The organism is Streptomyces sp. NPDC005483, from assembly GCF_040606035.1.
GTDB lineage: Bacteria > Actinomycetota > Actinomycetes > Streptomycetales > Streptomycetaceae > Streptomyces.
In genome coordinates this window covers 21,907-44,595 of record NZ_JBEXEA010000030.1, presented here as the reverse complement: position 1 = coordinate 44,595, position 22,689 = coordinate 21,907, and the positions used below count along the sequence as shown (strand labels likewise).

The following is a 22,689-nucleotide window of genomic DNA, read 5'->3' as shown; positions in this document are numbered from 1 at the left end:
CGCGCCCGCACACGATTGCGGCGATCACGTGTACCGCTTAGGCGGCTTGCTCAGACTGACGAGAGCTGTGGTGGCGGGAGCACGCTCGGCAAGAAACCTCGCGACCCGGCCCTGCTGGGCGGCAGCCCTGGCGGTGAGCTCGTCGAGCGGCGCCGCCCCAGCCGTCACCCGGGCAGCGCGCTCCAGGGCGCCGACCTTGCCGGGCCGGGCGTAGTCCGCGAACACCTCGTCCAGGTGCGGGCCCGTGATCCGGACCGGTCCGACACGGCGGCCGTCGACGGAGAACGAGGCGTAGTGCTCGAACCGGTCGAGGACAGCCACCTCGTCCGCGCTCGGGGTGTCCCCCCACTCCGCGGTGATCGGCGCGATTGCGCTCTTGGATCCCGCCGTGGACGCGAGCGTGGACGCGTTTTGCGTCAGCGACATCCGCACCGGGGCCGGCAGACGGCCCAGCAGCTGGGTCATCCCGTGCACCGTGACCCGGAACTTGCGGAAGTCCTCGAACATCGACGCAATGGTCTCCGGGGCCGCCCCGGTCAGGGTGATCAGCTCGTCGAAGTACAGGCGGAACAGCCGACGTTGCTCTTCGGGCGTGTCTCTGCGCGAGCGCACCGCCCGCAGCAGGTCCCGTGCGATGAGCGAGGTCAGCAGCCGGTCGGTGGGCCCGTTGCCGGCCGGGCACACCCACACGATCATCCCGCTGTCCATGGCGGCCCGGCTGTTGTAGACGCCGACCGGCTGCCCGAGGAAGGCGCGGGTGACCGGGTTCGCGGCCAGCCGGGCGAGCGGGTTGAGGACCACGCCGAACGCGTCCGGCGGGAAGGTGGGAAACACCGTCCGCCACCACGACCGTGTGTCTTCGTCCAGCAGGTCCGCCACGGCGGACAGCGCCGCGGCCCTAAAACCCGCGTCGGAGATCAACGACCGTACCTGGAAGAGGGTGGCCTGGTCTTCGCGGCGCCCGGCCCGGCTGGCGGCCTGGTTGACGGCGACCAGGACGGTCAGGCACGACGTGAGGATGGTCAGCGCCCGGGGAGCGGCGGCATCGTCCCAGCCGAGGATGGACGCGAAGGCGTCGGTGACCGCTTCGACGACGTCGTGCGGGGCCGGGCCGTGGTGCATGGCGATCGGATTCCACGAGCTCAACATCGGTGAGGGTCCTGCCGCGTTGAGGTCGATCAGCGCGATCCTCGGCATCAGGTGGTCGTGGGCGAGGAACGTCGCGGCCCGGGGCCAGGAGTCGCGGTGTGGGTCGATGAACATCAACCCTCCGCCGGCGTGCGCCACCCCGAGCGCCTGTGCGAGGGCCCTCTCGGTCTTGCCGCCGCCGGCCTTGCCCACTCCGCACTCGAACAGCGTTTCGGCCGTGTGGGTCGCGACGAGGCGCTTGCGGCCGTCAGGTCCCCGGTAGATGCCTTGCAGCAGCAGGTCGGGATTGCCGAACTCGAAGTCGGGGAGGTCACCGGCGAGCAGCGGAAGCCGGCAGTGGACGGTCGGCGGCTTGAGCAGTCCCGTCAGTTCCTCCAGGCGCACCCAGTTCGCGCGGGGCGGCTGGCACTGCCCCAGCTGCCAGCGGCGTTCCCAGCTGCGCCGGGTGGGCCAGTGATCGGCACCCAGCCGCCACGGTCCCAGCCGCCAGCCGCGCATCGCCCACCGCGACTGTCCGCCGAACACATCGAACGCGGCCTGCAGTTGGGCCAGACGGGCCTCGGCGCGTCCTTCGATGTTCGACGCGCACATCACAAGCAACTGGACCCGTACGAGCTGATCGTCATCGGCGAGCTTGCCGAGCGCCTCGTCACGCTCCACGCGGCGCGGTACGGGAGGCATCACCAGCCGCCGCCCTGCGGATCCGTCCTTGCCGGTGAGCAGCGACTGCAGGTTCCAGGCGAGGGAGTCCTCGATCCCGGCGGCATCCTGGCGCACCACTCGGGACGCGCGCTGGGTCTCCCGGCGCTCCCGGCGGCGGGCGGCACTCATGAGCTGCATCCGGCGCGCGCGCAGCGCCCACTTGGGGGCGCGCTGGATGTCCAGGCGTATCTCGGCGAGGTCACCCAGTTCGGTGCGCAGGTCGGACACGGCGTCGACCAAGGGCTGCAGAGGGTCGGGCTCCAGCGGTACGTCCCGCAGGGGGGAGGTGAGCTTGCCGCGCAGAATGAACTCCGCCCGCACCGTGTGGTCGCGGGGCTTGTCCACGATCGGACGGGCCCGGTCGACGGTGACGTTCGGCCCGAAGGGGGTGATGGACAGCAGCCGTTCACCGCCCGCGGGACCCTCGACGCGGTAGCGCAGCGGCGCACTGCCGTCCGCGCGCAGCCTGATCTGCACGGTCTTCGAACGCCGCGGCACCCACCACGGCATGCTCGTCGAGGCGCGCGAGAGCTGCACACCGCGGCGGAAGATCTCCTCGAGGCCGGGGTCGAAGTACCGGGCGGGAGTGAGTTCCAGAGCCATCCGCTGGGCATGCGCCCGCTTGGCGAGATGACGCACCACCAGCTCACCCGTGCCCCACCCGATCGCTACGGCGAGAGTGAACAGGTACCAGTGGTCGTAGAGCCAGTCGACGGCTTCGAGGAGGCTGGTGATCAGGCCGATTACCTGACCGTACGTCCCCTCGGAGGCATGGCTCGTCAGATGCGCGGCTGCGGAGTCCACGTCGTTTTTCCCTTTTCGGTGGTGCGAGTGAAGAGCAGATCGGTGATGCGGAGGTCAGTGAAGGTGCCGCCGCGGTCCATGCCGGCCCACACCAGATGGACCACCGCCGTGTCCGGGCTGGTGTCGCGGCGGGCGATCGCGGCCTGGATACGGAAGCGGGCGGTGGCGAACGCCGGGGCTACCGCCTGGCGGCCTGCGTTGGGGAACACCTGTGGCCACGTGGCGCGGCCGATGCCGGTGGCGTCCGCGCGGAGAAGAGTGCGACCTGCGTTGAGCAACTCCCGCTCGTCGCTTAGGGGAAGGTCGGCGGGCCATGCCGCCTCCAGATTCCTTTGGATCGCCGGGTCTCCGGCCACGCCCTCACCGTGCGGCGGCAGAGGAGATGTGACAGGAGATGGGGTCGCTGCTTTGGACGTCGCGGAGGGAGCCGCGCCAGCGGTTTGCTGGCCGGCCGGAGAAACCGTGGCGGCCGGCGATGGAGCCGACGTCGCGTGCGTCGCCGGAGCCGGGCTCGCTTGCACCCGGTCGTCCGGCACGCTGAGCAAAGCGACACCTGCGACGGCGAGTACAAGGGTGCTCAGCAACAGCAAGCGCGGTGAGCGCGGGAGGGTGGTCATAGCAGCCGCGCTCCTCCGGCAAAGCCGGACATTGCGTTGACGGAGTCCAGGCGCACCACAGCGCCCGGGCGGGGAGCGTTGATCATCTTTCCGCTGCCTACGTAGATCCCGACGTGGTAGATCGTTTGATCGCGTCCGGGAGCGGTGGCGTAGAAGACGAGGTCACCGGCTTTGAGCGCGCTTGTGCCGAGGCTGGCGGGGATCCGCTTGCCGACACCTGCCTGGGCGGCCGCGACGCGCGGAAGGCTGATACCAACCCTCGCGTACGCGTACTGGGTCAGTCCGGAGCAGTCGAAGCCGTTGATGCCCGCGCCGCTCTTCCCGCTGGGGGAGCAGCAGATGCCCCTCGACTTGCCGTTCGCGTTGCCGCCGCCCCACGAGTAGGGGACACCCTGCTGGGAGAGTGCGGCCTCGATGACGGTGCGGACCGTACCTGTGACGTTCTTCAGGTCCGGGTCCTTGGCGGCCGCCGTGTACTGGTCGATCCAGCCCAGCACGTTGGCGACGTACTCATTCGACTGGTTGAACTGGAAGATCGCGGCCTTCAGCTGCGACCGCTGCGTCAGGTCACGGCCGTTTCCGCACAGGTAGATCGCGGCGCCGAGCGCGGCGTCGTCGGCGTTGTGCGGATCCGCCTGCTGGTCGCCGTTGGCATCCTTGCCGACGCCTTCCCAGGTGGAGGGCAGGAACTGGAAGGGGCCGACAGCACGCTCCGAACTCGAGGTGCCGTCCCATCGGCCGTTGTCGGTGTCGGTGAAGACGGTGGTGTTGCCGCCCTGGCCGGAGCCGTTGAGGAGCACCCCGTAAATTCTCGGGCGGATGTCGCCGTTGTCGGCGATGTTCCTGCCGACGGCGTGGTTGGACTCGACCTTCGCGATCCCGGCGAGGACCGGCCAGCGCATGCCCCGGCACTTCGGAACATGCTGGCTGACCTGCTGGACGGCCCCCTTGTACGCGGTGAGCATCCGCGGCGGGATGTCCGCGGCGCTGCCGCCCTCGGCGATCCCGCCGTCGTCCTGCGCCGCCGACGTGAGCGCGAGGTACGCGCTGATCGCGTTGCCCACTGGTGCGGCGCAGCACACGGCCGCGAACAGCAGCATCACCACCAGGAAGACCCACTTGGCCTTCCGACCGCGGCGGCTCACGAACCGTCACCACCGTCAGAAGAGCTGTCGTCGCGCCCACGGTTGAAGGCCTCCCGCAGCTTGCGGCGCACCTCGGAGGGAGCGTCCGTCAGCCGCCGCCGGGACGCGGACGGCGTTCCCGTAGGTGCGGAGCCCGATGGTCCGGAAGTACCCGGCCGTGCCGTGGGGTCCCCGGTGGGCAGGCGACGGCTGTGGAAGGGCCCTGTCCCGCTGCGGTCGTCACCGTGTTCGCGGACCCACTGGGCGGCACTGCGTCCCGCGTCGCCCCAGACCCGGCTGTCTTCGCGCACGGTGTTGCGCCACACCCGAACCTGCTGGCGGGCGTCCTGCGTGTAGCGCGAACCGCCCTGGCGGGCGCGGCGCACACTTACCGGCAGACCCGCGGTTGCCCCGTAGGCGGTTCGGCCGCCCCGGTTGAGGATGCGGTAGCCGCGGAAACGGACCAGCCGGTTGTGGGCGCGCGTGGACAACAGGGGGCGGTCGGTGTTCTGGTCGTGCAGCACCTCGCCGGTGTTCCGGTCGACGACCTGGCCCTCGTCATCGCGGTAACGGTCCCGCGGACCACCACGACGGAGCCCGCCGCCCCGGCCGCCGCCGCTGTTTGAGCTGTCGGCCTCCCCATCGACGCCGGTGGGCTTTTGCCACTGGGCCAATTGCTGCTCCTCCGGCCGCTTGCCGATCAGTAGCCAGTGCGCGCCCTTCGCGCCGATCCGCGCACCGAGCCCGGCGCTGGCCGCCGCGGCGGACAGCGGAGCGAGGCCCCGCCCAGCTTCCGCCGTGGCATCGGCGAACATCCGCCCGGTGTCGACGGGCATCCCCGCCCCGTCGACCAGCGAGGTGAGGGCGCCCATCAGCCGCTGGCGGGTGCCGAGGAGCCCGAACCGGCCGCCGCCACCTCCGGTGAAGGCGCGCAGCCCGCCGCCGTATCCACCCATCGCCGCAGGGGAGTTCATGGCGAGCGCGGCACCCAGCTCGGAGGTGTCGCCGGGCAGGTGGGTGCCGCCGACCTTGGCGTAGCGCATCCGCATCGCCATGCGCTGCCCGAAGGACGTGATCCCCGACAGCAGGCGGCGGTGCCCGGCCGCACCCGCGATGGCCAGCACGTCGATCAGCAAGATCCGTTCGACCATCAGGTCAGGCCCGTTGGTGATGGTGGCGTCGATGGCGATCCCGAAGAACGGGACGAAGGCGCACACCGCGACCATGGTCATGATCGCAATGCCCCAGATCGACAACCACTTCCACACCGACTGCCGGGCAGGGCCCGGCAGCATGCCCGCGACGAAGGTGACGCCCCCGGCGGCCGCCGCCGCGGCGCACACACCCTGGGTGCCGAGCAGGACGATCGCGCTGGACAGGAGCATGCCGCAGATGAACAGGGCCGCGATCAGCAGCAGGAATGCGCCGCCGACCCGCCACCACGTGGGCTGCTCGGCGTAGGCAGCGCACGACTTCCCGACGTCTCCGGCCTCCTTCATGTCCGCCATGAACGCGGCGAACTCCTGGTCCTCTTCGGACACAATCGCGGTTGTGGAGTCCAGCAGATCACCGCCCGGCGTCAGCTCGGGCAGCCCATCGCTTTCGCAGACCTTTCTGGCCTGGCCGTCAAGGAGATCGCAGTTGTTACCCGCCTCCTCCTTGTCGCTCTCGCAGAACTCCTTGGCCGGGCCGTGGACCAGCGAGCAGGCATCCTTCGCCTTCTTCTGCTTCGCGTTCTGCTCCTCGCAGTACTTCCGCGCCGGTGGCGCGATCAAAGAACAGTCCGCACCTCCGTCATCGTCGTCGCTGGTGTAGGCCTTGTATCCGCCAGCGACCCATTTCAGATGGACGGCGTAGGCCTGGCGGTCGGACTTCTTGGCGGGGTCGAGGATGCGCCCGTACTCGAGCAGCATGTACGGCTTGACGATCAGCGCATTGGTGATCGAGTCCTGGAGAGGGCGGGCCACGTCCGCCGCGGAGACGGGCGCTTCCTCTTCACGCTCCAGGCATTTGAGTTCAGCGTTGCCGGCCATGCCCGCGCATGGGTCGGTGCTGGCGATTTTGCCGCCCCAGTCGTAGGAGTTGACGCTCTGCTGGGCGACCTCGGCCGCCACCTGCTGGGTCTGCCCCAGTGGCCCGTTCTCGGACAGCAGGTAGTCGGGCCGCACGAAGGTAGAGGCGGCGAGCGCCGCGATCAGCAGGGTCAGGAAGATCTCGCCGAGCCCGCGGCCCAGACGCCCGCGCACGATCATGAACCCGGCAAAAACAAACGCCCACGCCAGCAACAGCGCCTTGAGGCCGAGGGTGTCGACGACCACGTTGTTGTAGGCGTCTGCCGCCTTCTGAGCCGGGACGATGAGGATCTTCAGCAGCGGGAACCGGAAAGCGACCTCGACGGACCAGCCGGCCAGGCCGACCAGCAGCCGGATCAGCGTGAACAGGCCCGACAGCGCGAAGGCCAAAGCCTGCGTCTTGAAGGCGACGATGGAGCCCCCGTCCGCCCCCAGCTCGTAGCCGTTGATCGGCAGTCCCTCGGAGGAGGGGATGTTCAGCGGCGCGAGGAGGTCACCGGTCTCACTGCTGCTGCTCGCCGCGTACACGACCTGGCTGTTGACCAGAACGAACACGCCGGCCAGCAGGACGACGGTGCCGGCCGAGCGGAGCCTGCCGCGGTCTGGGCGCCACATTCAGGGCCGCCCGTGTCCGGCAGCGCCCCGGCGCAGCCACATGACGACAGCTACCAGTCCCGCCGCCGGAGGAAGCAGCATCCATGCAGCGCTGGCCCCCTTGCGGGCGTCCTCGTCCGCGAGGGACGACGCCGTCGCCTGGTGGCCGCGCTCGCAATACTCCTGGGCCGGGCCCGCGATCAGAGTGCACGGATCAGTGCGCGCCGCTGCGACGTGAGGCTGCTCGGAGGCGAAGGCCTGCCCGGTCTGCGGCCACCACGACTCGGGCACGCCAGCTTGAATGACCAGGGCGAGCAGGACCGCCGGCAGGGCGACCACGATCAGGGTGCTCGCTGTGCGGGCGACACGCCGGAATGAGGGAAAAGACGACGTGCTCATGCGAAGTATTCCTTCGGTCGAGCCGTGGCGGCCTCGGTAAAGGCGTTCGCGCTGCTCGCGCTCGTACGGCGGCCCGGGGTGGTGGTGATGGAGGCGGTGATCCGTGTGATGCGGGGGATGACGGCCTTGATGCGGCCCGTGTTCTGCCGCGGACAGGCCAGCAGGAACTCGCCTTCGCGGCCGCGTTGGCCGACGGGGGACAGACCGGTAGTCACCAGCCGCAGCAGGCCGTCATCGTTCGGGTCGAGCCCGACGAACTCCAGGCCACGTCGAGCGCGTCTGCGGTCGGCGGTACGGGCCAGCGCCCGGTAGGCCATCAGCCCGCGGTCCGGACCGAGTTCCTCGGCGTCGTGGGAGGCGGCGAGCAGGCCGGCACCGTGCTTGCGGCCATCGTGGAGGATCTCGTGGACGAGCGCGGTGCCCTCGGCCGACGAGGTAAGCCAGTACAGCTCGTCCGCGACCACCGCGGTGAACCGCTCCGGGTCCTCGAACGCGGTCTGCCGCGCGATAGCGGCGATCAGATACAGCACCGCGCGCCCGATCAGGGCCTCCAGCGGCTGCTGGTGCAGCACCTCCGGATTGGCGAACGCCGCCTTGGGCGGCAATCTCAGCCCCGCGGTGGTGATCACGATCATGTCGGAGGTGCTGGACGCGTCCAGGCGCACCGGGGGCAGGGCGGGGTCGAACACCATCGCCGCCAGGGAATTGCTGGCGACGACGCGGACGAGGCCGGCCAGCGTGGACGCCGCGTCCTGCCGCTTGCCCACCTCGCTCCTGGCCATCTCCTCCAGGACTTCCAGCACGCGCCGCATGGACGGCTGCTCGCCAGCGGCGGCCTGCTCGACAGCGTGGTGCAGGACCTCGCCGTTGGTGCTCATCGGGCCGATGCCGAGCTGCAGGGTCAGGTAGGACAGGGCGTAGTGGCGGCCCTCGGGCCCATCGAACATGCGCAAGGGGTCGATGGACACCTCGGCCCGGGCGGCGTCGATGATCTGAACGCGGCCCTTGGCGGCGGTTCGGGCGAAGGCGGCCCATTCCCGGACGGGGGTGCGATCGATGCAGATCGCGCAGCCGCCACGCGCCCACACCGCCTCCGCGATCAGTTTCTGCAGGACGGATTTGCCGGCGCCGAGGTCGCCGACGATGCCCAGAGACGCGGATGCGTCGTGCTTGGGCGCGTCCGCCACGTTGATCATGACGGGGCGGGTGGTGCCGCAGTCCAGGTCGAGGCCGAGGAACATGCCGTTGGGGTCACCGGCCTCGGTGATGGTGAAGGCGCCGCTCAACGCCCAGTCCTCGCTCACCTGGTGCTGGGTGAATTCCCTGACGGCTCCCGGCCGCGTGGTGCCGGGAAGACCGAGCAGGAAGAGGGCCTCCTGCAGTCCGGCCGGGCGTACAGCGCGGTAGTCGGCGCCGCCAAGCAGCGAGGCCAACGCCCGGGCGCGGGCGTCACAGATGGCCGCGGTCGGCCCCCATACGGTCAGGATGGTCACGGACTGCACCTCGACCTCCACGCTGGTGCGGGACAGGCGGGCATCCAGCTCGCCCAGGTCGCGGGCGGCGTCCGTGAGCGAGGCGGGCATGCCGGTGGGCCGGGCGTCGTACTGGTCGGCCTGGTCGACGAGTTCAGTGCGCTTGCGCCGCACCTGATCCCGGGCCTTCTCCGCCGGTACCAGCGTGAGATCGACGGTGTAGTCGACGGGGAAATCCAGCGTCTCCAGCTGTGCGAACAGGTCGGCGGCATCCGCGCTGATGGCGGGCGGGCACTCGGCGAGCGCCAACTGCGCCTGGTAGCCGGTGCCGGCGTCGGACTCGATCTGCAGCCACCGCCGGCGCAGCGGCGAGCCGGTGTTCACCCGCCACCACGCTGTGCGTCCCGACCGGGTGAGCTGGGCGGCGTTCTTAAGCTCGTCGACGTCGTCGACGGTCGGGTCGATGCCGCCCTCCTGGAGGCGGACCTGGCCGAGATCGGCGTAGCTGGGGGAGTGCAGTACCCCCTCGCGCATCTGCCCGCCGTACAGTTCGCTGTTCTCGGCCTCGGTCAGCAGCGGCTCGTCCATACCGCGGTGCAGCGCGTGCTGGACCATCCACACGATCTCTGCCGGGCGGGCCGGGCGGAGCGCGACGCCGCCGGCGAGCGCGGCCTCCACCCGGGAGGCCTGCTCCTGGTAGGCGGTCACTTCCCGGCGTGCCACCGGGGTGGGCCGCATGCCCAGCGCCGGGGCGATCTCCGCCCACACCGCGCCAACCTGAGCGGAAATCTGCCGGCCGGCCCCCTCGCTCTGCAGCGGGACGGCAAGCCACAGCGTGCGGCGGTGCATCTCCTGTCCGTCCAGGAGATCCAGGGTGGCTTCGACGTTCTCCACCCACGGGTGCGACTGGCCGGGCGCCGCCTCGGCGGGCTCGATGCCCTCGATCATGCGCAGCGCGACCTCGCCCGGATCGACCTGGGCGCACAGGCCGAACACCCTCGGCGACCCGGTCAGGGACCGCACCAGATGTGTGATCTTGGTGAGCTGTTCTTCCCGGACAGCGGCGGGCACGTAGCTGCCCTGGACGGTCTCCTCGCGGCGGCCCTGCTCATCCGGGCCCGGATGCAGCCGGTAGACGGCCCACACGCTGCCGTGCGTCGACCACACCAGGTGCCCGGCGATGTGACGGATCGGCACCCTCACCGCGCACCCCCTTGTTCGGCGCGCGCGAGCAACTGCTGCACACCCGACACCGGCCGTACCGGCCCAGCGGCGGCCACCGCTGGACGACCGCTCCGCCGCGGTCTCTTCGCCTGGCGCGGGGTCCGTTCGGCGACGGCTGGCGGCCTCGGAGCCGAAGGGATCGGCGCGGCCGGGGCGTTGGTCTCGATGACGAAGCCACCGATGAGGGATCGTGCGGCGCGGTCGCGGGCTGCGCGGCCGCCGATCCGGCCCCCGCGCGGCTGCCAGAGAAGCAGCAACCAGCCCAGGGCGGCCGGGAGCGGGGCGCGGCCCATCATCTTCGGACGGCGTACCGCCCAGATGCCCAGCAGCCAGGCGGCGATCGGAACGGGCCCCAGCCATGACCACAAGGAGAGGGTCTTGACCAGGACGAAGCCGCCGACGACGGCGAGGAGGATCTGCGCGGGCGTGTACGGACCGAGCGGTATACGCCAGTCGGCCACCTTGCCCAGCACCCACGGGTGGCGGCGGGCCGCGGTGTAGAAACGGCCCATCCGCACGGACGCGGCGGCGGCGCTCACAGCCCACCCCCGAACCCTGCGGAGGGTTCACGAGCATCCGGAGAACCGCCCTCAACGATGCCCTGAACGGCGGGTGCGCCCTTGGACGGATTCTTCACCTCGTCCTCGAACATCCGGGCAAGGTCGTTACGCGAGTTGTACAGTCCGAGCGCGATCACCATCAGGATCAGGGCGCCGATCCCCGCCTTGAGCGAGAACTTTTGGATCATGATCACGACGACCATCACGAGCAGACCGGCCTGGAGACCCTTCGTTGCCCATCCCTCGAACATCGAGATCCACGAGTTGCCAAGATCGCCGAGCTCGCCGGCGAGCATCACACTGGTCATGACCGGGCACCCCCCAACTGCGCGGTGCCGGACTCCAGAGAGGCGACTTCCCAGCGGCCCGAGCGGGCCGTGAGTGTCAGTTCGTACGCCAGCGGCCACCGCCCCGCCCGGTTGCGGGCCTCGACCTCGGCCATCACCCGCACCCGGGTCCCGTCCGCCGGGACGGACTCGGCGGCAGCTTCCTGGTTGGCGGCAAGCATCTGCCGGACCGTGACCGTCTGGTACGGGGCGGGAGCGACGGGGGACAGGCTCACGCCGGGCGCGAGGTAGCGGTCGACCTCACCGGCACCCGCGAGGTACGCGGCAAGGAACTCTCCGGCGGCGGTCGAAATCTCGCTGCCCGTCGGGACGGCCACCGAGTACGGAGACTGTGCCCCTTTGGCGCGTGCAGGGCCGGCCACCGACCCAGGGGCGGCGGAGACGGTGAACGAGGCGCCGTGCGAGTCGGTGACGACCGGTACCGCGAAGTAGCGCAATGAGCCGTCGGCGTACTGCGCGGCCACGGTCACCGACCACGCCGTGGCCGTCTGCTGCGCACTGCGCACCGCCACGACCGACTCCGGCCCGGCCTGCGCATCCGACACCTCGGGAAGATCAACGTCCGGTGCCATCGACTGCGCAAGCCGGGCCTGCGCAGTGGTCTCGGCGCCTGCGCGGCTGCGCAGCCACGCGTCGAGGAACACCACCGCGTACCCGGACGGATCGGCCGGCACGGTCGACTTCACGGAGGTCGGCTTTGCCGCGGAGGCCGCCTGGACCACGGTGCTGGGCGTGGCCACGGCGACGGCCAGCGCGACGGGACCAGCAGCGACCGCGGCCCACACGCCCAGGCGGCCCAGACGCACCCGGCGCCGCATCTGCTGCAGCCGCGCCCCCGCGGCGGTCGGCGGCGCGGCGTGCTCCTGTGCTGCCTGTATGGCAGGAGACATTCAAACTCCCAGGTCAGAACTGTTGCTTCTGACCCGAGACAACTTCTCCACCCCGACCCGACCATGGACCACGAAGACCCGACCACGATCACGAAGGGGACACAAACCGGTGGTCGGGTCTGTGGTCGCCCCGACCACAGACCCGACCACGACATTTCGCACCCCGTGAACTCCCGCTCCGATACTCCGGAGCACACGGCCATCGAGGCGGATGGCGTTGGTACAACGCGGGTGGGTGAAGCCCGCTGGCGAGCAGTCCGCCCGAGCGTCCGCGCCGGGGGCTACGCAGCGGCAGGCGACTGCGCAGCCGGCTCCTGCCAAGCCCGGGCGGAGGCTGCGCACTCACACGCGCACGTCGATTGCGCACGATCCGGGACCCGGTGCGCAGCGTGTGCGCAATGGCCGGCGCGCGGTTGCGCAGTCTGCGGTGCTGACCGAATGCGCAGCCGGATCAGACCGCTGTTCATCGTGGCACGGGGCTTTGACGGCATGTGCTCATCAGGCTCGTCGACCGTCCCGCCCATGACGGCGTACATGAAGTAGCTCATTGATCGATTACCGCATGGGGTGATCCACGGGACACGCAGCTCGCTGAACCCGTGGCGATCTGCCAGTGGAGCGGGGCCGCTGCCGCCTCGAAGTGGTGAACCGGGTAAGCCTGGGGCTTGGCCAAGGGGCGTGGTCGGGGCCGACCACGCGCCAGACCACGGCAGCCCAGGACGCATGTTGCTGGATCGTGATCGGTGGTCGGGGGTTGTGGCCGCAGTTTTGGTCGGCGTCGACGGCTGAGCTGTCTGTATGGATCCCACGCACGTCCCTTCAACCGCAGGCGCCTGCCGGCTTACTCACCCGAGCGGTGTGGGAGGCCCCGGTTGCCGCGCACATCGCGCACGTGTGGACGCGTGATGCCTGGAGCGCGCATTCGACGGGGCTCGATGGCCGGGGACCGTTTCACTCAGGTTGCTAATGCCTTGTTCCGTGACCGCAGGATGTCCTTCAAAGCGAAAGGCCTGTTCGGACTGATCAGCACCCATCAGGACGGCTGGCAGGTAACCATCGCCGACCTGGTCCGCTCCGGTCCTGACGGACGGGACGCGGTGCGCACCGGACTCATGGAACTGGAGAAACACGGCTACCTCATCCGTGAACGCCTGCGCCGTACGGACGGCACCCTCGGATCGGCTACGTACTTCATCACCGACCATCCCGCCGTCGCCGACGCCCTCATGGCTGACGCAGCCACAGCGGTCCACGCGCCGTTGGCGCCCAGCGACAGCCGGGGCGAATACGGCATGGGCATCCGCCGCGGCGTCATGGCCGGCGACCAGTTCACGCAGATCGCCAACTCAATGTTCCGTGACCACAGGATGTCCTTCAAAGCGAAGGGCCTGTTCGGACTGATCAGCACCCATCGCGAGGGTTGGCACATGACGGTCGCGGATCTGGCTCGGCGGGGTCGCGAGGGCGTGGACGCGGTGACGACCGGACTTGATGAGCTTGCACGCTGCGGCTACCTGCAGCGGGATCGCGACCGGAATCCCGACGGCACCCTCGGATCGGCCACGTACTTCATCACCGACTTGCCTGCTCTGCAAAGCACCAGGTCGCAGCCAGAGTCGGGAAATCCAGTACTGGATATGCCTACGTTGGCCAGCCGCCGCACAAAGAACACCAGCAGTAAGAAGACCAACGAGCAGAACACCAACTCCGTCCCTCCGTGCGCCGACGACAAGCGCACAAGCAGCCGCCCGGCTGTGCCCGCGCCGCGAAGGGGCGCGGCGGCGCCGCAGGTTCTCGATGCGGGCACACGGCTGCTGCTGTCGATCGGTTCGGCCCATCCTGGACTGCTGCTGCAGGAGAAGGCCTTGTACGACCAGGGCCGGGTCGTGACCGCGATGCTGGACGCCGGCTGGAGCGGCGAGCAGCTGCGCCACGTCATCACCAGCCGCCCGTTGCCGAGCCAGATCCGTACCTCCGTCGGGGCGATCGTCGCCGCCCGGCTGCGCTCCGCTCAGCTCTACCCGCCTCCGGCTGCCAGCGCCGACGACGTAGACCCGGGCGAGACCCCGTGGACGCCGCAGCCCGCTGCTGCCCGCACGGTCGACGAGGCGATCACCTACCGGGCGCTCGTCGAATGCGCGGGCTGCGGCAGGCCCGGCACCGCACCCGGTGAAGACCTCTGCCCGGCTTGCCTCGACTGGCCGCTGTGCCGCACCTGCCCCGGGCCGACTCCCCGTCGTGCACACCCCGACGCCGGCGGCCGATGCGCCACCTGCACCTCTGCCCTCACTGCGACCGACCTTCATCTGGAAGCGAGCAACCCATGACGGACACGCTCCACTCGCTCGGAACGGGACCCCAGCAGCCGCTGCGCCCTTTCGCCCGCGATCCGCAACGATGGGACGAAGAACGCTCCCGCGCCCTGCGCTCCGGCCATGTCTGCCGCGAGACCATATGCACTGGCACAGGCGAACCTGCGCTCGTGTACGAGCGCACCGGATGGGGCTGGCTGGGCTGGAGCGTTCCCAGCGACGGCACCCCGCCCAAGGTCCCCTCGCAGATCGGGGTCTTCACCCCGGGCGCCACGCTTCCGCAGCGGCTGGCCATGCGTTGGCTGACCCGACGCCCCGCCCACCGCATCGCCTTGACCGCCACGAGCCCCGCCTCCCTGCGGTACTCCGCCGCCGCCATGGGAGCCGTCAGTTTCTTCGCCGCCCTGTTCGCCCTCAGCCGCGGCATCCCCGCCGACCTCGTGCTGCCAGCGATGCTGCTCGCCCCGCTGCTCACCGAGCACCTGCCCGACCTGCTCGACGAACGGGCCCGCACACACGTCCGCAGCGTTGAAGGAGACGCCGCCTGCCACTACCTGCAGCGCCTCGCCGCCCTGCACACCTACATCGTCCAGGCCGGCGCCGACAGCGATCGCTACGAACTGCGCCGCTCAGCCGAGATCGGCCACACCCTGCTGTGGGGCGCCGCCGACCTGCTCCAGGACCAGGACACCAGCACTGCATCGATGCGTCTTGCACACCGGGAGCGGCTGATGGGCCAACTCGCCGACCAGGTCGCCCAGATACTCGAGCGCCCCCGCGCCGCGCCGACCGCCGACGAGGCCGGCGAGCCCCGCAGCGCCGAAAGCCCCCTGGGCCCGCTTCCGCCCGGCTTCGAACCAGCGCCGCGGCCAACACCCCCGCCCACCAACGACATGGCACCACGGAAGGGATACCCGCCCATGACGCAGACCCGGCCCGCCCACGCAGCGCGCACTACGGACGTCTACCTCCTCTTCGCACACGAGCCGTACTACCCCAACGCGGGGACCCAGGAGATCAACACCACCGTGGTCGCCGCCGACACCCTGCTCCACCCCCAGGTGCAGCAGCCCGACGGCGCCCGGATCCACGACCGACTCACCCGGGGGCGCCAGCCGGGTGAGATCGTCCCGCTGGCCACCCTGACCCACGAACTGGGCGGCGGCGCCGACTGGCCGGAGGTCGGTGACTGGGAAAACGTCATCACCGACCTCGTACAGCTCGTCCGTGCAGGGGAGTGCGACGCCCTCAGTCTCGGCCTGCCGGAGATCGCCCGCGCCCTCATCATCACCGGACCGCACAGCCAGGTGCGCGCCTTCGACGCCGGAGCCGACGACCTCATCACGTACGGGCCCAAGGAGCGTGCGGCGGTTCTGGCCGAGATCCACGCGTTCCTGACGTGCCTGGTAGCCGAACAGGATCCCTGGCCGGGCGATGGCTTGCTGCCCCCGCTCTTCCAACGGGGGCCGGCCTGAACGTCGAGCCCGGCGACCTGTCGCCGCCGACGGCTGCACCTACCCAGGTGAACTCATCCGCTCGATCACGCTGACCTGCCTGTTCGCCAGACGACGCAGTGGCGAGACAGCCCGGCTACGTGTCGGCTGCATCCGTTGGCAGCACGATGCCCATTCCCGGCGACTTTGGCGATCTTCTCGTCTGGAGACGCCTTAAGACGTCCGGTCCAGATCGCCCACCGCTATGCCTCGAAGGCCGCGATCTGGTCCGCTACGGAGAACTCTGGGGCCCTCGCGGCCGACGACCCGAAGGTGCTCGTTCGGATCCCGATGGCGGTGGCCTAGAGCTTGTAGGAGAGGCCCCACCTCCAACCATCCTTTGCGCCCGCCGAAGAACAGACCATTGTTCCTGCTGCCCTGCCCTGGCTACGTCACTACAGTGGGCCCCTCGGCACCTTTCGCCGTGAGGGGGCGAGGCATGGGCGTACGAGCATTCTGGCGGTGGCTACTGCAGCGCCGATCACCAGATTCGACGCTTGCACTTGTCAGCTTTGATGAGGCAAGAGCCATCATCAAGGCGACTCGGAGGCACAAGGGACCGCCCCTATCAGCGCAAGAGCTCAAAGGGCTGGTGAGCCGCGTGACCAGCAGCGACGGTCCCGGTGATCTCCAAGTCTGGGTGCGTGAGGACAGTGACGGGGCGGGTTTGTGTTTCGGGCCGCCGGGCGGCAGCCTCGCAGCCCTCACAGACATGGAACGGGGCGAGCTGAGCGCCTGGAAGAATACGAACCTGCAGCGAACGAGCGGGCCTCGTATCAGCTTTCACAGTGACGATGACGAGCCGCCCATTAGTCCCGAGCTACTGGCCCGCATGGGCGCACTGGATGACAGCTTTCGGGAACGGCCCGACTACCTTTCTTCACGGCTCCAGCGCGAGGGGTTCCTCATCGAGCCTGACGAGGACCTTCCGACGCCGCCCGCGGCTCAGAGCTATCCGTCCCCAATGAGCGCGTTCCTTATCAACGACGACGATGATCCTCCATCGGGGGCCTCAACGCCGCCTAACGTCGCGGCAGAGGACCTTCCGACGCCGCCCGCGGCTCAGAGCTATCCGTCCCCAATGAGCGCGTTCCTTATCGACGACGACGATGATCCTCCATCGGGGGCCTCAACGCCGCCTAACGTCGCGGCATTTGCTCATTTGTCTGGCGGCGAGCGAAGGCAGATGGCCGAGACGACAGCCGCCGCGATCAACCAGACCCTGGCGATGCTGTTCCTTCGCCTGGGACCGCCTCCAGAGGACATCGCACGAGAGTTCGGACCGATAACGAGCGGCGGCGGGGGAGCGCAACAGTGACGACAGAGGGGCGACTGCCTGCCGACCGAGTGCCTGACGAGGACCCCATCGTGTATGCGGCCATGCAGGTCGCCATGCAGTGGAAGGAACTGGACGCGGCCCACCTAGCAGTAGCCATGTCGGCGATGGAGCCGTCACTGCGCCGTGAGCATCGTGAGCGAATGGCTCGTCTGGATCTCCAGCGCGAGGCAGCGCAGCAGCAACAAACAGAACGTCAACAGCGGCGTGCGCACCGCCGTCACGTCGCGGAACTGATTGTTGGCGCGGTGGTGGCTTTGGCGATGCTGGGGGGCGGCGTGTACGTCGCTCCGGACTCCTGGTGGCTGTCAACCCTGCTGTGCGGTCCGAGCCTGCTCGCACTGGTCAAAATCTTCGTGCTGCGGCGTAGCGATCCAGGCGACATGGCGGCCGTGGCGGGAGCGGCGCGCTCCTCGACGAACGCCGGCACACCTCCACCTGTTATCTGACGTGGGCAGCGGCGTACAAACTCTTGCCTGTCGGCGCCCTTCCCACGCCCTCCTACTGTGCGGGCGCCCGCCTCGGCCGCGCCCCGGACCGCGGCGACGCCATGGCCATGACCATGTACGCGGACCACCTGGCCGCCTCCGAGGTCCATGCCTCCGGCGGCCAGCGCGACGGGACCGAAGTGACCGACGCGAAAACGGAGGGAGAACCGTTCGGGGTGGCGCCACGCTACCAGGACGACCGATTCGTCTACCTGACCGCACGCGGGGACGAACGCCGAATTGTGTGATCACAGGTCGGTCCACGGACGTGGCTCGCCTCCGGTCAGTGGCACCCACACCGACGCGGACGGACCTTGTTCCTCGATGTCTTCCAGGACGGCGGCTCCCAGCGGCGCCTCGCGGGAGAGCGCTGCCACGAGCGGATGCTGCGCGACCATGGCTTGCAGATCGCCGATTCGGTTCCCCAGCCGCGCCCGAGAGGCGCCGGTGAGTACGACGAGCACGCGGGGGAAGACCGGATACCAGCGCAGCCACGTCGAAGCGATGGAGGCGGGCTTGCGGCGGCCGACGGGCTGGGCTTCGTAGTGGAGGAATCTCGCGTAAGCGATCAACTTCACGGCCAGGCGCTCGCTGCTCATCGTGGTGCGGTCGACTTCGATGAATGCGCGCATTTTCCGCCGGCGTTCGCGGTCGACGACGGTGTAGTGCATGACGGCGTCGGCGACGAGTTGCTCGCCCTCACCGATGGGGTGCGCTACCTCAGGTGTCCAGTCCCACGGGCCGTGCTCGTGCCCGAGTCGGCGCGCGTCTGCCGCAAAGGGCAGGTGCGAACGTACGACGGTCAGCGTGTGCGTTGTCTTCAAGGAGGCCGCGGTGGTCGAGGTGATGGGGTACGGCGGCCTCCCTCGCAGGGCGGGGAGATCGCGAGTCTGGCGCGCTCCCTCAGAGGTGAGGTACCAGGCGTGCGTACGCGACCGGTCTGTTTGTCGCAGCGGGGTGAGGTCGACGAAGCCCGTCGAACGCAGTTTGTTCAGCACGCGGGAAAACAGCTGGCGGGAGCTGTCCGGTCGAAGCATCTGACGCAACTGGCCTGTCGTGGCCATGCGGTGCAGGGCGAGCGCGGTCAGAACCTGCAAGCGCAGCGGTTCAGCGGGGCTCGGGGCCAGATCAGCGGCTGCATTACCTGATGTGGAACGGGTCATGGAAGGAGGTAACCCTCAGCCCCCGACCCAAACCCCGACCACGAGACCCCGACCGGGGTCACGACCCAACAACGCTCTCGTGGTCGGGGCCGTGGTCGGGGGCCACGGCCCCGACCACGAGACTGCGCGACGTCCCCCAGACCTCCGCGAACACGACGGATGACACAGAAGCTGTCCTGGAAGATCGGCGATGGCCGGTCCGCAGCAGCGGATGCTGCTGCGGGGCGTGGTGGCGAGCCACGCCATGCCGGCCATCGTGCGACACCCGGCCCGCAAGGGACCAACTCCCAAAGCCGGCTGCCGCGTCTATGGGGCGGTGCGCGGAGGTCCACTCACCGCCGGGTTCTACTTCTGCGACCGCTGGGCCGCCTGCTCGAGGATGCGTCGGCGCGTCCACCGCCGGCGCCCGTTCTGACGCCCGGCGTTCACGGCGACCCCGTCCGTGTCCTTCAACAGCGGAAGGTTGCCCTGGGACAGGCTGCTGGAGAAGGAACCGACCGTCTTGTACCCCAGCAGGGCAGCCGCCTGGCTCGCCCCCAAAAGCTCCTCGGGATCGCCGTCGACCGGGACCTCGGGCAGGGGCGGTGCCTGCTTGGCTCCTGCTCGTCTTCCGCGGCCCGGTCGGGTAGCCGCCCACGCCTGCAGCGTCTCCACCTTCCAAAGCTTCCGGCGGTAGGGGTTCTCCGCCGTGCCCTTCTCGTCGACGACATCCGGGTCGGGGAAGTACCCGGGGTGGTCTCGCACGAAGGTCGTGACCTGGTTGGAGTTCTTGTAGCCGAGATACCTCGAGGCCTCCGCCGCGTTCAGCAACGTCTCCGGGGCGAGCGAAGGTGGTGCGTGTTCCGCGAGTCGTGCCGGCGCCCGGTGGGCGAACCACTCGGTGACCTCGGCGTGGTCCCACAGGCGTGCGCGGCCGCGCTTGTCGGCAGGCTCGGGGAACGTCGTGCCAGCCGTGTTCTCCGCGCGCTCGGTGTAGAGGCTGGTGATCCGCGCGGGCGTCAGGCCCTGTTCAGCCGCGATCTCGGCGGCGTCGGCCAGGCGAGGCTCACGGCGCGAGGTCATGGCAGAACCGTCCGTCCTGTCAGCAGTGAGCCGGCCAGCCCGACTCACAACGCAAATAATGGCAGGAGTTTCGGGTGGAGGTCCAGCCCGCGGCCCAAGGTTTTCTCCGACGGCCGCGCTCACGGCGCACGGACTACTCCTCGGGGATCAAGCAGATACCGCGGCGCGCGGCGTCCGTAGCCATCTCCGTGTACGCCATGGCGGCCGGGGTCATCTCCCACTCGACCAGGGCCAGCAGCAGGATCACCTCGTCACGGTCCTGCGAGACATCGCAGGGCATACCGGCCGCATCCGCGGCGAGCATCAGATCGGCGATGGCCAGCCCGCCGAGACGCGCTGCCACCTCTCGGTGCAGGGCCTGAAGGCCCTGCTGGTACAAGTCGTTCGCCTCGCTGAGGAGCAGCACCAGGTCCTCGCCGTGGCTGGCCGGTGCGGCCGCGGCGAGGTCGAGGAGGCGCTGAGTCGTCGTCATCATGAGCAGTATCCCTCCGTAAGGGGGGCGGTGGGGTGGTCACGTGCAGCCGTCGCAACCGGCGGAGCTGTGCAGGAGCTCGTCCGGGCCGGTGCGGGCCTTGGAGTCCCACGTGGGCGGCTTGCGCAGGGCGGCGTGGACGTCGCGCTCCATCCGCTCGAAGTCCGCGTTCTCCTCGATCTGGACGCCGGGGTCGGGGGCGTCGCGCCGGCGGGACAGTTCGATGAGTTCGGCCATGGTGATGTTCGGGTTGAACGGCACCTGGCGGACGCGTTCGACCAGCGCGCACAGCTCGGCGAGCCGCGGTCGGCGCCCGGCGGTCAGCAGCAGATCGCGGTGGTTGGCCAGGGTGCAGGCCGAGCACGAGCAGCGGCTGGAACCACGCCGGTCCTTGGCTCCGGGGTGCGAGTCGTAGCACCAGTGGTAGGGCAGCCCCGCGCCGATCGTGCGTTCCCAGACCTCCTCGGTGCTCACCTGATGGGCGGGCAGCCACTCGTCGACGACCCGGGCGGAGTTGTCGGTCGTACGGCGCCACACCTCCCTGTTGCGGCGATCCGGGCTCTCCTCGGCCCGCAACCCGAGCACGTTGGCGAACATCAGCGGGCCGTCCGTCTCCTTCCTGAGCGCGCGGACCTGCGGGGTGAACGCCTGGTACACCATCCTCGTCTTCCACGGGCCCGTGCAGGTGCGGGCCCGGCCGAGCCAGGGCCAGTCGCCCCGTTCCGCGATGAAGGTCAGCAGGTCGAACGGCACCCGTTCGCCGTCGACTTCACGGCTTCGCCGTACCTCGATGTGCCGCTCGGGCGGCACCCCGAGCGCCTTGCTGTGCTGCGCGGCGAGTTCGCTGGCGCCCGGCCAGCGGACCCCGTCCACGGTGACGGCCGGCCACTCCATCGGCCCCAGACTGGCGTGAGCGGTCCAGACACGGTCGGCCACGCCGGCCTGCCGGGCTGCGTCCATCGCGATGACTCCGGCGACGAGTCCGTCCTTACCGCCGGACAGGTTGATGACGATGCGGTGCCGACTCGCCGCGAACTCGACCGGGTCGACGTACAGCGGGCTGGGATTCGACATGGATCCGTTCCTTCCGTGGAGGGGGAGGGGGGTGACCGGTGTCTCTGACGGGACTGCCGGGGCAGCAGCGCGGACAGCGCAGCCGGGAGTGTTCAGCCCGCTTGCCGTTCGGGGTCGACCTGCTTGGGATAGGGCTGTTGATCGGCGAAGAGGGTGAGCTGGCTCTCGGCCCTGGAGGCAGGCCCGGGTGCGGCCGCGGCCTGCCGGGGGGCGGTGGGTTCCTCAGGGCCGCCTGTGTCGGCAGTCTCCTCGGGGTGCGTCGCGTGAGTGCAGGGGCAGGCCCACCGGCAGGGCCGCTGGTCCGGGCCGTACCGGATCACGGCGACGACGAACCCTTGGGCATCGGTGATGGTGTCGGCGTGCTCGTCGACGCGGGGGCCGTCGGCGCTCACGCACCGGTCGTGGTGCCCGGAGGCACAGCCGAGGCAGATGCCGCGCTCGCAGGAGCACCAGCGGTGGAAGCCGTGGGGGTAGGCGTCGTCGATCTTGCGTAGTCCCTTGGTCCAGGCGTGTGCGCGGACCCATGCGCCTTCCTCCTCGGTCATCGGGGAGGGCACGGCGGAGGGAACGGGGTCGAGGATGCCCATGATCGCGGCGCCGATGTGGCGCAGGCGGGTCGTCATGCTTCGTCTCCGAACAGGGTGGGGGTGGTGTGGAGTTCGTTCATCCAGGCCAAGAGGCGGGGGAGGTTGGTGTCGGGCCCGAAGGCGAGGTAGGTGCCGTCGCAGCTGGTGCAGCCGAAGGCCTGCGCGATGCGCAGTCGCCGGCGGGAGTTGACGCGGCCCATGTGGACGGCCAGCCCGCGCTCCCGGGCTTCAAGTGCCAGGCGGTGGGCGGCCGGTGAGGTCTTCCACTCGGTGCTGCCGGCAAGGAACAGCACGTCGATCGAGTCCCAGGGGATGAGGCCGTGCTCGCTGCCGTCCTGGGCGGCGAACGCGGCCGGGATGCCCAGGACGCGGATGGGCTCCAGCCAGGGCAGCGACTCGGCCAGGGTGGCCGCGGCGTCCATCGGGACATCAGGGGCGACGGCCCACAGGCAGAGCTCGGGCCCGTAGCGGTCGACGGTCGCCTTCAGCCACGCGAACCAGGCCTGCTCGCCGGGCCAGCCCTTGCCGAACTTGCCGTTGTCGCAGGCATACAGGGCGCCGGGCGGGATCACGTTGCCCTGGGCCGGGGTCGTCATGCAGGCCAGCAGCCCGGCCTGCATGGCGGCCCGTACGTCAGCTCCGGACGGCGTGGCCAGGTACCGCACGGCGGAGAAGCGGGAGAGGGGGAGGATCAGGGGCTGAGAGCAGGGATACGCGCACGGGAAGTCCTTCCGAGAGCGGCAGTGAG

20 protein-coding genes are annotated in these 22,689 nt (G+C 69.8%); 5 read left to right on the top strand and 15 right to left on the bottom strand.

The window, feature by feature from the left end; genetic code table 11:
* Positions 1-24 precede the first annotated feature (24 nt).
* The 9 genes from ABZT06_RS38930 to ABZT06_RS38890 all read right to left on the bottom strand — a co-directional run bounded on the left by ABZT06_RS38930 (position 25) and on the right by ABZT06_RS38890 (position 11,954).
* Entirely contained in the window at positions 25-2,655 is a 2,631-nt protein-coding gene (locus ABZT06_RS38930) for an ATP/GTP-binding protein (protein ID WP_355752148.1), read from the bottom strand.
* A complete protein-coding gene (locus ABZT06_RS38925; protein ID WP_355752146.1) occupies positions 2,631-3,011 on the bottom strand; it encodes a hypothetical protein in 381 nt (126 codons plus the stop codon). Before ABZT06_RS38925 ends, ABZT06_RS38930 begins: the two co-directional genes overlap by 25 nt.
* Before the next feature lie 257 nt (positions 3,012-3,268).
* Positions 3,269-4,417 (bottom strand): bifunctional lytic transglycosylase/C40 family peptidase, encoded by a 1,149-nt coding sequence (locus ABZT06_RS38920; RefSeq protein WP_355752144.1) that lies wholly within the window; start codon positions 4,415-4,417, stop codon positions 3,269-3,271.
* Positions 4,414-7,083: a hypothetical protein gene (locus tag ABZT06_RS38915; RefSeq protein WP_355752142.1), complete on the bottom strand. Its 2,670-nt coding sequence runs from the start codon at positions 7,081-7,083 to the stop codon at positions 4,414-4,416. The genes ABZT06_RS38920 and ABZT06_RS38915 overlap by 4 nt, the downstream gene beginning before the upstream one ends.
* A complete protein-coding gene (locus ABZT06_RS38910; protein WP_355752140.1) occupies positions 7,084-7,461 on the bottom strand; it encodes a hypothetical protein in 378 nt (125 codons plus the stop codon).
* Positions 7,458-10,136: an ATP-binding protein gene (locus ABZT06_RS38905; RefSeq protein WP_355752138.1), complete on the bottom strand. Its 2,679-nt coding sequence runs from the start codon at positions 10,134-10,136 to the stop codon at positions 7,458-7,460. Before ABZT06_RS38905 ends, ABZT06_RS38910 begins: the two co-directional genes overlap by 4 nt.
* Entirely contained in the window at positions 10,133-10,669 is a 537-nt protein-coding gene (locus tag ABZT06_RS38900; protein WP_355752270.1) for a hypothetical protein, read from the bottom strand. Before ABZT06_RS38900 ends, ABZT06_RS38905 begins: the two co-directional genes overlap by 4 nt.
* Before the next feature lie 23 nt (positions 10,670-10,692).
* Complete coding sequence (locus tag ABZT06_RS38895) at positions 10,693-11,025, bottom strand: hypothetical protein (protein WP_355752136.1); 333 nt, start codon at positions 11,023-11,025, stop codon at positions 10,693-10,695.
* The gene (locus ABZT06_RS38890) at positions 11,022-11,954 is read right to left on the bottom strand and encodes a conjugal transfer protein (RefSeq protein WP_355752134.1); all 933 of its coding nucleotides are present in this window, start codon (positions 11,952-11,954) and stop codon (positions 11,022-11,024) included. The genes ABZT06_RS38895 and ABZT06_RS38890 overlap by 4 nt, the downstream gene beginning before the upstream one ends.
* A 989-nt stretch (positions 11,955-12,943) precedes the next feature.
* Here ABZT06_RS38890 and ABZT06_RS38885 point away from each other — a divergent pair.
* From ABZT06_RS38885 to ABZT06_RS38865, 5 genes are all read left to right on the top strand, one after another.
* Positions 12,944-14,281: a hypothetical protein gene (locus ABZT06_RS38885; protein ID WP_355752132.1), complete on the top strand. Its 1,338-nt coding sequence runs from the start codon at positions 12,944-12,946 to the stop codon at positions 14,279-14,281.
* Between the two features lie 155 nt (positions 14,282-14,436).
* Entirely contained in the window at positions 14,437-15,741 is a 1,305-nt protein-coding gene (locus tag ABZT06_RS38880) for a hypothetical protein (RefSeq protein ID WP_355752130.1), read from the top strand.
* 619 nt (positions 15,742-16,360) lie between these two features.
* A complete protein-coding gene (locus ABZT06_RS38875) occupies positions 16,361-17,077 on the top strand; it encodes a hypothetical protein (protein WP_355752128.1) in 717 nt (238 codons plus the stop codon).
* Positions 17,078-17,127: 50 nt separating this feature from the next.
* Positions 17,128-17,544 carry a hypothetical protein gene (locus tag ABZT06_RS38870; protein ID WP_355752126.1) on the top strand — a complete coding sequence of 139 codons (417 nt, stop codon included), beginning with the start codon at positions 17,128-17,130 and terminating at the stop codon, positions 17,542-17,544.
* A gap of 23 nt (positions 17,545-17,567) precedes the next feature.
* Positions 17,568-17,831, top strand: a complete 264-nt coding sequence (locus ABZT06_RS38865; RefSeq protein WP_355752124.1) for a hypothetical protein — start codon at positions 17,568-17,570, stop codon at positions 17,829-17,831.
* Here the strand turns inward: ABZT06_RS38865 and ABZT06_RS38860 are convergent, their stop codons facing one another.
* The 6 genes from ABZT06_RS38860 to ABZT06_RS38835 all read right to left on the bottom strand — a co-directional run bounded on the left by ABZT06_RS38860 (position 17,832) and on the right by ABZT06_RS38835 (position 22,606).
* Complete coding sequence (locus ABZT06_RS38860) at positions 17,832-18,746, bottom strand: replication-relaxation family protein (RefSeq protein ID WP_355752122.1); 915 nt, start codon at positions 18,744-18,746, stop codon at positions 17,832-17,834.
* Positions 18,747-19,091: 345 nt separating this feature from the next.
* The gene (locus ABZT06_RS38855) at positions 19,092-19,808 is read right to left on the bottom strand and encodes a hypothetical protein (RefSeq protein ID WP_355752120.1); all 717 of its coding nucleotides are present in this window, start codon (positions 19,806-19,808) and stop codon (positions 19,092-19,094) included.
* A gap of 133 nt (positions 19,809-19,941) precedes the next feature.
* Positions 19,942-20,283: a hypothetical protein gene (locus ABZT06_RS38850; RefSeq protein WP_355752118.1), complete on the bottom strand. Its 342-nt coding sequence runs from the start codon at positions 20,281-20,283 to the stop codon at positions 19,942-19,944.
* Between the two features lie 36 nt (positions 20,284-20,319).
* Entirely contained in the window at positions 20,320-21,354 is a 1,035-nt protein-coding gene (locus tag ABZT06_RS38845; RefSeq protein WP_355752116.1) for a phosphoadenosine phosphosulfate reductase, read from the bottom strand.
* A 92-nt stretch (positions 21,355-21,446) separates the two neighbouring features.
* Positions 21,447-21,977 carry a DUF6248 family natural product biosynthesis protein gene (locus tag ABZT06_RS38840; protein ID WP_355752114.1) on the bottom strand — a complete coding sequence of 177 codons (531 nt, stop codon included), beginning with the start codon at positions 21,975-21,977 and terminating at the stop codon, positions 21,447-21,449.
* Positions 21,974-22,606, bottom strand: a complete 633-nt coding sequence (locus tag ABZT06_RS38835) for a hypothetical protein (protein ID WP_355752112.1) — start codon at positions 22,604-22,606, stop codon at positions 21,974-21,976. The genes ABZT06_RS38840 and ABZT06_RS38835 overlap by 4 nt, the downstream gene beginning before the upstream one ends.
* Positions 22,607-22,689 lie beyond the last annotated feature (83 nt).